The organism is Limosilactobacillus mucosae DSM 13345 (assembly GCF_001436025.1).
GTDB classification, from domain to species: domain Bacteria; phylum Bacillota; class Bacilli; order Lactobacillales; family Lactobacillaceae; genus Limosilactobacillus; species Limosilactobacillus mucosae.
This window is the reverse complement of sequence record NZ_AZEQ01000005.1, coordinates 1-12470: the sequence shown is the minus strand read 5'-3', so window position 1 is coordinate 12470 and position 12470 is coordinate 1. Positions and strand designations below refer to the sequence as shown.

9 protein-coding genes and 2 pseudogenes are annotated in these 12470 nt (G+C 44.7%); 5 read left to right on the top strand and 6 right to left on the bottom strand.

Annotated elements, in window-relative coordinates:
* Positions 1-43 precede the first annotated feature (43 nt).
* On the top strand, positions 44-1222 hold the full coding sequence (locus tag FC47_RS03050; protein WP_056967830.1) for a zinc ribbon domain-containing protein: 1179 nt from the start codon (positions 44-46) through the stop codon (positions 1220-1222).
* 71 nt (positions 1223-1293) lie between these two features.
* Here FC47_RS03050 and FC47_RS03045 read toward each other — a convergent pair whose 3' ends face one another.
* The 5 genes from FC47_RS03045 to FC47_RS03025 form a co-directional block, all read right to left on the bottom strand.
* Positions 1294-2337 carry an iron-containing alcohol dehydrogenase family protein gene (locus FC47_RS03045; RefSeq protein WP_056967828.1) on the bottom strand — a complete coding sequence of 348 codons (1044 nt, stop codon included), beginning with the start codon at positions 2335-2337 and terminating at the stop codon, positions 1294-1296.
* A gap of 80 nt (positions 2338-2417) precedes the next feature.
* Complete coding sequence (locus FC47_RS03040; RefSeq protein WP_056967827.1) at positions 2418-3728, bottom strand: lanthionine synthetase LanC family protein; 1311 nt, start codon at positions 3726-3728, stop codon at positions 2418-2420.
* On the bottom strand, positions 3729-4397 hold the full coding sequence (locus FC47_RS03035; protein WP_056967825.1) for an amino acid ABC transporter permease: 669 nt from the start codon (positions 4395-4397) through the stop codon (positions 3729-3731).
* A gap of 24 nt (positions 4398-4421) precedes the next feature.
* A complete protein-coding gene (locus FC47_RS03030) occupies positions 4422-5204 on the bottom strand; it encodes a transporter substrate-binding domain-containing protein (RefSeq protein ID WP_056967823.1) in 783 nt (260 codons plus the stop codon).
* A 424-nt stretch (positions 5205-5628) separates the two neighbouring features.
* A complete protein-coding gene (locus FC47_RS03025; protein WP_056967821.1) occupies positions 5629-6867 on the bottom strand; it encodes an L-lactate MFS transporter in 1239 nt (412 codons plus the stop codon).
* A 230-nt stretch (positions 6868-7097) separates the two neighbouring features.
* Between FC47_RS03025 and FC47_RS03020 the strand changes: the two genes are divergently transcribed.
* Both FC47_RS03020 and FC47_RS11100 read left to right on the top strand, forming a co-directional pair.
* Positions 7098-7595, top strand: a complete 498-nt coding sequence (locus FC47_RS03020; RefSeq protein ID WP_056967819.1) for a GNAT family N-acetyltransferase — start codon at positions 7098-7100, stop codon at positions 7593-7595.
* A gap of 721 nt (positions 7596-8316) precedes the next feature.
* Positions 8317-8454: pseudogene (locus tag FC47_RS11100) on the top strand (YSIRK-type signal peptide-containing protein); the annotation flags it as partial.
* A gap of 17 nt (positions 8455-8471) precedes the next feature.
* On the opposite strand, the gene FC47_RS10880 reads toward FC47_RS11100, so the two are convergent.
* The gene (locus tag FC47_RS10880) at positions 8472-8702 is read right to left on the bottom strand and encodes a hypothetical protein (RefSeq protein WP_235803983.1); all 231 of its coding nucleotides are present in this window, start codon (positions 8700-8702) and stop codon (positions 8472-8474) included.
* A 184-nt stretch (positions 8703-8886) separates the two neighbouring features.
* Here FC47_RS10880 and FC47_RS11095 point away from each other — a divergent pair.
* Positions 8887-9753: pseudogene (locus tag FC47_RS11095) on the top strand (BspA family leucine-rich repeat surface protein); the annotation flags it as partial.
* A gap of 405 nt (positions 9754-10158) precedes the next feature.
* Positions 10159-12470: mucin-binding protein (locus tag FC47_RS10875; protein ID WP_420896566.1), on the top strand; the 2312-nt coding region annotated here is incomplete at its 3' end.

Below are 12470 nucleotides of genomic sequence, written 5' to 3'. Positions count from 1 at the left end.
TTTGCATAATTAAGTTAATTGATGGTTTGACGGAGGAATTAAGATGAAAATCTGTCCAAACTGTGGTAGTGAAGTTCTAGAAAATGCCCAATACTGTACGCGTTGTGGCTGGCATTTTGAAGCGGTTGACGATCACAAAACGGCTGACCAAGAAATTCAGCCAGCTTCGACAACCGGCGAACACAGTGAGCCACCGGTAACTGAACCAATCAGCGAGTCACGGACAATAGCGGCTGAACGGCCTCAAGCGGCAGCAGGACAGCATGAGCCGCAAACATCAACGGATCCTGTCCATTCACAAAAGACCGCTGAACCGCATCCAAGCGCGCTGGCACCAGGTCGTGACGAAGCTTCAGACATTCAAAAAGTCGCAGAACAGCGGCATCCTTTGGTCAACGATCCAAAAGCAGGCAGCCAGCCGGCCAAACCGGATTCAAAAGCAGCAGTCAGCGCGGCTGGTGAAGCCAAAGGAAATCATGAGTCCGCGTCATTTAAGAGTCGTGCGGAAGCCAGGAAGCAATCCGAATCAAGTACGGCTGGAAACTCAGTTGAACTGACGCTGAATCTCGAGCATACCAAACAGGAATTTAAACGGGCCTGGGACTGGCTGATCGAATCATTGAGACATCCCGGAGCATATCAGCAGCCAAGCTGGCGTTGGACCGGTTTGACGATGCAGATTCTTGAGGCCTTGATTGCGGTTGTGACGATTGGTTGGATGGTTGATCATCTATCGGCTAAGCTTGCTCAACTTGTGTCAGGCTCGGCAATTGTTTTTCACATCAGGGCCATGACGACGGGAAGTTTTTTCTTGCTGTGGCTGCTGATCGTGGTTGCCATGCTGCTGATGAGTGCCGTGGCGTACGTCTTTAAACGCTATGTTAGTGGTATTGAAGGCGGCGATTACGTTGATATGATCAATCGTTTGACGTGGTCCAGCAACTTTAATGTTATTTTGCTGCTGGTCAGCTTGTTGCTGGCATCATTAACCAGCTCGCTCGGCATGATGACTCTGATTGGCGTGATTCTGCTGACTGCTTTGGGAATGTTTGCCCTGGCATTGGCTGATGTGATGCTTGAGGCTGACAGTCAGAAACTTGATCGCATGTATGGCGCACTGATCGTTTTGGTCATCAATGGTTTGATCGTTTTTGCCGCAATCTCGTTGGGCGGTAAGCTGATTAAAGAAATGATCATGGCGCTGATGCTGCAGCTGTTTTAGCATAAATCCAGATAGAATTTAACCCCCAACCGATTCGCGGGTGCATTGCGAATCAATTGGGGGTTTATTACTTAGAAAAGTTTTGTTAACGTCTTGCGAATCGTGGTCGCGGTAATGTCGGGAAAAATCGACTGCATTCTAACGTTGTCGGGTTTAGCCATATATTCAGCCAACGAGTTCAGCTGCTCACCCTGGGTAATGTCAAGGTCAGCTAATGACAGCGGCAGGCCAACGCGAGGATAGTAGGCGCGGATTTCGTTAATCAACGCGGTATCATTTTCCAACGTTACTTGAAACAGATTGCCTAAAGCAACGATCTCGCCATGCGTAAAGCGTTGCGGGCCAATGACCTTGACATAGGCGTTATAGAAGGTATGAGCCGCCACGCTGCGTCCATCCAGGTCTGCAAAGCCATCAACCAATGACGCTGCTAAAAAGATGGTATCGATAAAGTTCTGCAGGTCAAGACCGTTAAGCGACCGCGGATTATCAACATTCAGCATTTCTTCACGACACCGTTCGATCATATCGCGGGCTAAGGACAGCGATAGCGAATGCATTTGATCGTCAGTCAGGCGCCGCCGAATCTCATAGTATTTGGCCAACGTGTCGCCGATGCCTGAACGCAGATATTCAAGCGGCGCGTTTTTTAACAGCTCAGGTTCCAGAATAACGGCATCAACGGGCTTTTTTTCACGGATGCTGGCAATCATCTCATGAGTTGGCGAATAGACGATGCTTTTAGTGGTGAAGGCCGAACAATTAGAAGGAACGGTCTGGACGTTGATCAAGACGTTGTTAAGACGATCGCTGACGACTTTTGCCGTATCCATCAACTGACCACCACCAAATGCGATGATTCCATCATAAGACCTTAACTGTTCGGTTAGACGATCGATTTCGGCAAACTCGCAGCTGCCATTAAAGATTTCGACTGGATACCGAGTCACAAAATCAGCCGGCAAATATTGGGGGATAATTTTTAAAACGGTTTGATCAGTCAAGATGACCGGACTTTTAAGTGTAAATTCATTGATCAGTTCGGGCAGCTTTTTCAGCGCGCTGGGTTCATTGACATAAATACCGGGACTGAGCCGGATCGTACGTTTAAACATCAAATCATTCCAATCTATAAAATTAATGCTTGATTCAAAACCGGTTCAGCATGGTTCAATGCCTACTTGCACCGGTTGTTTTACAGATTTTGTTGCCAAACGGCGGGGTAGGGGTCATCGATGAAACGGTGCGTCGACAGCTGACCATTTTCCACCTCGCCCAGCTGCAGCAGATATGATGCGATGCCGGCTGCGCCATCGTAAAAACCTAGAGCCGCCGTAACGTTTTGCGGGTTCTTGCGTTCAAAAGCCTGCTTCCAATAGGCAAATCGATCATTTTGAGTCGCCCGTTCAACTAAAATCGTGGCAGTCTGCTGAGCATGTTTAAGATAGTCTTGATTATTCGTTACCAGATAGGCGCCGGTAAACAGCTGTAGAATCCCAGCCGTGCCACAGCAGTAGTTGTCGGTTTCCCAATAGCCGGCTGAACGCTTCTGAGGTGCCTGTACGCGCTCAAGTCCCGCGATGGCTGCTTCAAAATCATCCACGGCAGATGCATCTTCAGTTTGTTTGGCCAGTTCATAAAAATAGCGCGCCGTGCCCACGGGTCCACCACAGTAGCCGACGTAGCAGATATGCTCGGTATCGGGATGATAGTGTGGTAGAAGCAGTCCCTCGCCATGATTATAGTATTCGTAAAATTCGCGAATCCCCTTGGTGCCATCAATAAAACGATTCTCACCCGTCAGCTCGGCTAATTTAAGCAGCGTAAACGCCACGCCGGACGGTCCCAGCGGAAAACCGGTATTGAACTTGCCGATGGGGCCGCCCACGAATTTAAGATCTAAGCCGACATAAAAAGACTGTCCGTGCTCATCAACCTGCTTGTGAGCCAAAACATAATCGCCAAATTTGATCAAAGCATCCTGCCAGCCATCGATCAGATATTTTGAGCCAAGTCGCCCCAACAAAAGCGCCGTGCCACCGTCAGCCACGATGCCAATCTGACCGCTCCATGAGCCATCCTGCTTTTGATCGTTGACGATGCCGTTTAAGATTTTGATGATGGCGTGATCAAAAATGGTCTCATGATGTTCTTGATTGATCCAGTCCAATGCCTGGGCCACGCCGCTGAGTCCGGTGGTAAAGGCATAGCGGCTAAAGGCCTTATCCAGCTGCGGATTGATTGCTAAAGCACGAGCGGCTAGTTCATGTCCGGCTGCAACTGCAGTATCCAGATAGCGCTGATTGCCGCTGATCTGGGCCAGTTCCAGGTAAAACTTCACGATTCCGCTGGCCCCGGCATACATGGAAGCTTCATCATAATAGCGCCATGGTCCCTTAAACGACTGGCTGATATCCCAGGTGATGCCATGGTCGGTTTTGATGATATGTTCATCAAGCCAATTGGCAGTTTTGATAGCAATTGGCAGATACTGATTCTTGCTCAATTAGGCAGCCTCCTCTCCAAAGCGCCGTGCCAAGCGTTTTTCTAATAATTTCTGCAGCAGCGTGTAGGCATAGATCATGATTACGTACCAGATTCCCACGACCAGGTAAACGTCGAAGTATTCAAAGTTTTCCGTTGCTAAAAGCTTGCCGGCACCAAAAATTTCCGTCACCCCGATTGAAAATGCCAGTGAGGTTTCCTTCAATAGGCCGACAAAGGTGTTGCCAGCGGGGGGAATGATGATGCGAATGGCCTGCGGGATGATGATCTTGCGGTAGACCAGTGATTTGGACATTCCCAACGCCAGACCGGTTTCCAATTGACTTTTAGCAACCGAAGCTATGCCAGACCGGAAAATCTCAACCAGATAAGCGCCTTCTTTTAACGCCAGGCAGACCGTTGCAGCGATTGAGGCCGGTACCAGAGAGCGACTGTGCAAAAGCTGCGGCAGTCCATAATAGCCGACAAAAAAGATCACCAAAGTCGGAAAGCCCCGAAAGATCAAGACGTAAAAATCAACCAGCCAGCGACTGGATTTATGATGCTGACCAACGCTTAGAATTGCGGCGACAATGATGGAAAGAATCATTGCCGCAACTGCCATTAGAAGCGTTACCGGTACGTATTTGCCGATTTCAGGAAAGACCTTGAGCATATAGGGAAAATCCATATTCGTTCCTCCGTTGACTGGTGACTAGTCGTTGCTGATGGACTTTTTGGTTACGTCCTCACCGTTGTAGTACTTCTTGGACAGCTTTGAAAGCGTGCCATCCTTCTTCAATTTCAGCAGGGCTTTGTCAAACTTCTTCTGCTTGGCTTGGGCTTCGCTGTTTTTGGCAAATGGGAAAGCTGACTTGTTCCAGCCAGCGACACCTTTGAGAATCCGCAGATCCAGGTTTTGCTTCTTGATGGTTTCTTGCAGGAACTGCCGCTGGTTTAAGACCCCGGCAACCGTACCATTGTTGGCATCGGTGAAGACGGCATTGCGATCATCATACTTCTTGATCTTGATCTTGGAATCATACTTTTGCAGCAGGTCAATGTTAGAAGAGCCAACCGTCGCGGAAACCCTCTTGCCTTCCAGGTCCTTGATCGTTTTGTACTTGGAATCTTTTTTGACCGCAATCTGAGCTGCATAGTAGGAGTAGACTGGCGAGAAGCTGTACTTCTTTTCACGTTCAGGCAGGACCGTTACGGAGTTGGCAATCGTATCAATGCTGCCCTTGTCCAGTTCACCAAACAGACTTGGAATGTCGCCAACAACCTTGAACTTCACTTTGTCGCCCATTTCCTTGGCTACGGCTTTGGCAACGGCAACGTCAAAACCGGTTAACTTGTCGCCTTTTTTGTAGGAAGTCGGGTAGGTCTGTGCCGTGGTACCAACCGTCAAAGTCTCGGCATGAGCAACGGGAGCAGCCGCAACGGTTCCGCCTAAGGCAAGTGCGGCAATCAGCAGTTTGATCTTCTTAAATGTCATGTGTAAAACTCCTTTAAAAATTGAATAATAGCAGTAAACCAACAAAAAAGGCCGTGACTCCATCAAAGGAATCACGGCCTGGTCGCCGACCTGGATATGGCAAGCGTTTTGTTGAGGATCAACGCCCGATTACCTAAGTCCAGATTGATTCAGTGATGGCATGCCAAATAGTGCGCGGCACACTACAGTACAGCACATGCATTGACAACACATCATTGAATCAGACTTAATCATGGCGTTGAAATCCTCCTTTCGAAAATCGTTGCAGATAGCATACCGGTTATTAGTGACAACTGTCAACAATAAAATTAGAATTTTCAAAGAATTGTGCATGGCGACAGCTTGACAAACCTTATGATGATTAGGATATAGCTGTTGTACGAGCAGATAAAAAAATTATTTTATTGTTTTTAACAAAAATAGATTATTTAGCGGATACCGTTTCTTTAGGTGAGACAAAATCACGTTGAATCCAAAGCGAGATCAGCATAGCGATCACGTCAATCACAATAAAGGCCAGTAAAGTAACGTAGTAGTTGTGCAGAACTTGGTGCGTAACGGAAAGCAGGACGGGACCGACCATACCGGCAACTGCCCAAGCCGTCAGCACGTAGCCATGAATTGCGCCCAGTTCCTTGGTGCCAAAAACGTCGCCCAGGTAAGCTGGAATAACAGAAAAACCAGCACCATAGCAGGAAAGCAGCAGACACAGAGCAATGGCGAAGATTGCGGGTACCTGGCAGAAAATCAGAATAATCAGCATAATAATGTCAACGATAAAAATCAGGCTGTAGGTTAAAGGACGGCCAATCCAGTCAGAAAGCGTAGCCCAGATAAGGCGGCCGAAACCGTTGAACAGACCTAAGATACCAACCATTACGGCTGCCGTGGCCGCGCTCATTTTGGTCATTTCTTGGGCCATTGGTGAAGCGGCGGAAACCAGGCCGATTCCAGTCGTGATGCTGATAAAGAACATTAGCCACAGGAAAGCAAAAGTTCGGGTTTTAACGGCTTGGTTGGCAGTGAGCTGTTGACCGTTCGTCAAGCTGACCCGAGAGGCTTTTTGGGCAATTGCGGTTGGCAGTTCATTAGGCCGCGGCTTCTTGATGAACTGAGCGGCAATCAGCATTACGACCAGGTAAAAGGCGCCTAAGACGTAGAAGGTAGCGGAAAGACCAATGCCAGCCATCAGCTGCTGAGCAATTGGACCCGTCAGCAAAGCGGCAAAACCAAAGCCCATGATGGCCAGGCCGGTTGCCAAGCCACGCTTGTCGGGGAACCAGCGGATAATCGTGGAAACCGGCGTCACGTAGCCAGATCCGAGGCCCAAGCCACCGATAACGCCGTATGCCAGATACAGCAGCCAAAGTTGGTGCGTATGAATGGCGACCCCGGTCAGCATGATCCCTGATCCGTATAAAACAGCAGAAATAGTACCAGTAACGGTTGGGCCGAACTTTTCGACCAAGCGACCCATGAAAGCGGCTGACATCCCCAGACAGAAGATGGTCAGGCTAAATGCAAATGATACCGAGGCTTCCCGCCAGCCAGTTTGTTGAGCGATCGGCTTGGTAAAAACGCTCCAGGCATAGACGCCGCCAATCATTAAGTGCAAGACGACACCAGCGAAGGCGACGCCATAACGATTCCTTGTCTTAGTCATAGTATTCTCTCTCCCTTATTTTTTAAACACGAACATTAATAAAGTTAAGCTTTATAAAATTCGGTGTATTGCTACATTAACATGCTGAGGTGGCAAAATCAACGGCCAAAAGCGACTTCTAAGCGAACTTTAATCTGGGAACCTTTCCATCGGCTGATCAAGGACGAATTTGCTAAAAAAAGAAAGCTTTTCTATAATTTGACAAAAATAATAATGAGGTGAGCAGCAAATTGAGTCTTCGTTTTGAGACGGCCAGACATGAAGATCTGCGCCGAATTGTCGAAATTTATAATCAAATCATTCCTTCACGTCTGGCAACAGCTGATCTCGAGCCGTTGATGACTTCAGATCGCGAGGCGTGGTTTCATAATTTTACGCCAACCCATCCATTATGGGTCATCAGAAACAAGGCTGGTGAAATTTTAGGATGGGTAGGACTGGAGCCGTTTTATGGGCGGCCGGCTTATGAACACACAGCCGAGGTTAGCATTTATATCGATCAAAACGCGCGGCATCAAGGCCTGGGATCGCAGGCGCTCGAGTTTGTGATTGCCCAGTTGCCAAGTTTAAACGTGACTGCGTTGGCAGCTTATATTTTTGGGCATAACCAGCCAAGTCTTGGTTTGTTTAAAAAGTTCGGCTTTAAGCAGTGGGGATGGTTGCCAGCTGTTGCGGAACTTGATGGTCAGAAACGCGATTTAGTAATCATGGGGCAAAGATTTGACTAGCAAATCAAATTTTATTAAAAAGCCTGAGTCGTAGCAAAGAAACGGCTCAGGCTTTTTATGACGTACTGTTGTTTGATACAAAAAGCATACAGTAATCAAGCAATTCTAAACTCATAACATAAAAAATCTATGACAATTTTAATTTTTTGCATTTATAAGTTAATTGACTAATACTGTGTGAACAATTAAATATTTATTTAAAAATTGTTTTTATTTTATTTGAATGTATATAATTCAACCTTTTACTAAATTGAAAATGGCTGAAAAATAAAAAGATAAACTGGAAAAATGAATAAATTTCATCTGAGATTTTAATTAGTTTGGATCACATTTCTATAAACAAGTAGATGCTAAAATATCAAAATTGATAACTTTTTCATAGATAGAAATATAGTAACGATTGCATTTAGTAAGCGAATAAATAACAGTAAGGTGGATGATTGAGTATTAGTTGGGGAGACGCCATAACTTAAGAGATATGAACTATTAAAAGATTACCGATTTAATTAAAGTAATTAATATGGATATTATAGAAAAACATTGACTTATCAATTAACAAATACTAATCTTTGAAGTATAGAAACAGTATTATATGTAGATTTTAGACTTAACGAAGCGCGTTAAAATATACTTCGTTCACTTAAATTCTTATGTGTATATATGCCTAAAAAGTAGAGTTCGTAATTTTTGAGTTTTGACTCTTTTACTGGATTTTATCTATATGAGCGAGTTCGAACATTCAAGGGAGTGTTTTAACAAAATGGTTGGGAAAAATAATAGTTATCTTAGGGAAAGTAAATTAAATGATCATTTCAAACGATTTTCCCTAAGAAAATTGAACATTGGGGTCGTTTCAGTTGCAATCGCGGCCGGCTTTTATTTTGGCAATGGGGCAACGGCACAGGCTGCTACTACTGAAACGAGTACAGCAATCAAAACTGAACAGGTTGAACAACAGGATTCAAACACAATCGTAGCCGCTACTGCTTCGGCATCTAATAGCGGTTCGGCTAATGCAGTCGTTTTAAAGAGCGATACAGCTCCAGCGAGTGCTGCTTCGCCTGTCAGCACGCCTGTTTCTGAAACGGCTGATTCTTCAACTAGCACACTAACTTCTACCAGTACTAATTTAGCTGATCAAATCAAGTCTGCTGATGCAAATGAAAGTAACAATCAGACGGCTTCTAATTCATCTGCCGGAGCTGCTGAAGCTGTTTTAGCTAATGATTTACAGGGATTGGATGAAGGAGTTTCTCAAGGTACAGCTGTTTCAAATCTTTTATCTTCATCTATGAATACAAATTTAACTGCTGTAAACCAGATAGCAAGCACAAATAATGCAACCTCTTCTGATGAAAAACCAGATGTTAAGCAATGGACTTATAAAGTAGTGGCTAATGGTACGGCTAACGAAATTGTGTTAACCGGATATACGGGGACTAACTACTCTACTATTGTCGTACCTAATGCGGTTGATTTTGCAAATGCAGGAATTTCAATCAGTAATAGTACGGTTTATCTGACCTATGATTTAGCAGAAAAATTGGCGTCAAAATGTTACTATAAATTTATTATTTCAAACACTGGTGATGCTAAAGTTGTTGCCTGTGGCAGCAAAAGTAGTTACAATACTGGAACTATTTCGATTAAAGCTGACTCGATCGTAGGTGATGCTGATTGGTCCTATATATTTGCTGGCGATAGTATGCCAGTAATGGATTTAGATGGGTTGGATACTAGTCAAATTATTAATATGTCACATATGTTTGACGATTGTGTTGATTTAACATTATTAAATGTGTCAAACTGGAATATGTCTAGGGTTGAACGTACGGATATGATGTTTGGACGCTGTTTAAATTTAACGTCATTAAATTTATCAAAATGGGATATGTCTAAAGTTAACTTAATGGATGACATGTTTGAGCAGTGTCAAAGCTTGACTTCATTAGGAGATGTATCAAATTGGAATATTGAAAATGCTACTGATATAGCATATATGTTTGAATATTGTTACAATCTCACTTCACTAAATTTGTCAAAATGGAATACGTCTAATGTTACTTATATGACTGGAATATTTCGTGAGTGTAGAAGTTTGACTTCCTTGGATCTTTCAAATTGGGATACATCTAAAGTTGAAAATGGCGCTATGGAGGATCTATTCATTACTGATCACTACACTATTTTGGAGGTTATTACTAAAGACGCTAAATTACTAGCATATAATTATAAAGAAGATAATCGAATAGCTGCTATTTTCTTTAACGCAATGTCCTCTGATGCAAAGCTTAGCAGCAACGGTGCCGAAACTGATTGGAAATCACTAACAGTCGTATTTACGCCGGAGCAAGCGTATAGTAATACGTTGACGCGTAAAATAGATCAGTTAGCTGCTGACCAAACCAGTAAGTATCAAAATCTTGCTGGAATATATCAAGCAACGATTAAAGCCAATCCCGGTCTAACTGCAATACTTTCGGAAGCATTTGATAAGATTATCGCTGAGACTGCTACAAGACCAGGTTATAATTTTGAGAAATTTTATTATCATGATACTAGAGTGTTAGGAGCCACTGATCCTCAAGAACTAATTAGTGGTGGTTATCTTGCACAATATACTCCTGACCCCCAAACGATGCATATCAAGTACGTTAATCAAAAAACCAACGAAGTTGTTAAAGATGATCCCGTTAACGGCTATACGGATAAAACAGTTGATACTAATAGCAGCGTACCGGGCGGTGGTTGGAAATTAGTTGATGGCCAACAGCCAGCACCTAAACAGATTACGTTTAAAGTTGGCAAAACTCCAGACATCATCATTATCAAAGTCGAGCATGCACATGTGACGGTCTTGCCAACTGATCCTAAGACGCCTCTTGATGAACTGCCAGATAGAGCTTTTGAAGGATATCCGACTGGTGTTGCTGAAAATGACCTAAATAAGAAGATTAAGCGGACAATCAACGTGCATAATCTGGATGGGACGATTACGCCAATTGTTCAAACGGCTCATCTGACTCGGACAGCCGACGTGGATGAAGTAACTCTTGAGGTAACCTATAGCGACTGGACGACTGGTAGCTGGGATAAGTTCACCTCGACACCAGTTGCAGGCTACACTGCTAGTCTGACGGAATTGCCAGCAGTTAAAGTTTATGCAACGACCAACGATGAGATCAGAGATGTTATCTACACAGCTAACAACCAATCAATGCGAATCAATTATGTGAGCGATGATGGTGATAATGTTGGCGAAGTGATTGACTTTACGCCGGTTAATGGTCATACGGATGAAACAGTTGAGACTAATGGAAAGGTGCCAGCTGGATGGAAATTAGCTGATGGCCAGAGCATACCAGCTAAGATTACTTTCAAAGGTGCCAAGACAGATGATGTTTCGGTTAAGGTAAAGCATGCTCATGTTACGGTTCTACCAGACAATCCTAAAACAACGGTTGATAAGTTACCGGACAATGAAAATAAGAACTATCCTACAGGTGTGGCTTACACTGATCTGAACAAGACGATCACGCGGACGATTGAGATTGATGAACCAAACGGCAACATTATTTTCGTGCCAAAACAGGAAGTTCATTACACGCGAACGGCCGATGTGGATGAAGTAACTGGCGATGTAACTTATGGTAATTGGACAACGACTGATGAGTTTGCTGAATTCGATGGAGTGCCAGGAATACCAGGCTATGCGCCTAGTCAGTCAAAAGTTGATGCAATGACACCAAAAGTTGACGATCACGATTCAACGGTTAAGATTACCTACACGGCTAATGAGCAGTCAATGCATATTATCTATGTTGATGGGGAGGGTAATACGGTCAAGACTGATCCAGTCAGCGGTCACACCGATGAAACGGTGAAGACGAACAGTACGGTACCAGCTGGGTGGAAATTAGCTGATGGCCAACAGCCAGCACCTGAAAGGATTACGTTTAAGGGTGCTAAAACAGATGATCAGACTATTAAAGTCAAGCCAGCGCACGTCATAGTTACGGCAGATAAGCCCAAAACCACTGTTGACAAGCTTCCAGATAATCCAACTAAAAATTATCCAAATGGCGTTGCCGAAAACGATCTGAATAAGACGGTTAAACGAACGATTAATGTTCACAATACTGACGGAACAACGACGACGGTTATCCAAAGCGTTCACTTTACTCGGAATGCTGATGTTGATGAAGCCCATGGCACGGTTGAATATAGTGAATGGAAAGCTGACAAGCAGTTTGAGCAGTATATCATACCAACAGTGCCAGGCTATGTATCAGTGGTTGACGGCAAAGAACAGACGATGATTCAACCAGCAATGCCAAGCATTAGCGACCACGATTCAACGATTGAAGTCAACTATCAGGCAGTTGATGGCAGCCAGACGATTGACTACGTTGATAAAAATGATACGGTAGTTGGCTATCAAATTATTACTGGTAAGACGTCAGAAGAAAAAACAGTCAAGAGTGCCGTGCCAACCGGTTGGAAACTGGTTGACGGTCAACAAGTACCAACAACGGTTACAATTAAGGCTAAAGATGTTCCTATTAAAATATGGATCGAGCATGATCACGTCCAGGTCAGCCATGACGATCCACAAGTTGACGGCACGAAGATTCCAGGCGGCGCAGCTGACTTCCATGGCGTAGCGAAGAGCGATCTGAACAAGACGATCACGCGGACGATTACGGTTGTCGACCCACATAAGGGAGCACAGACCGTAACGCAGCCAGCAACGATCCATCGTGATGCCACGGTAGACAAGGTAGACGGGTCAGTGGTTTACGGCGACTGGACAACAGCTGAATGGCCAGCATACGAGGTGCCAGCAGTTGCGGGCTACACGCCAAGTCAAGCCAC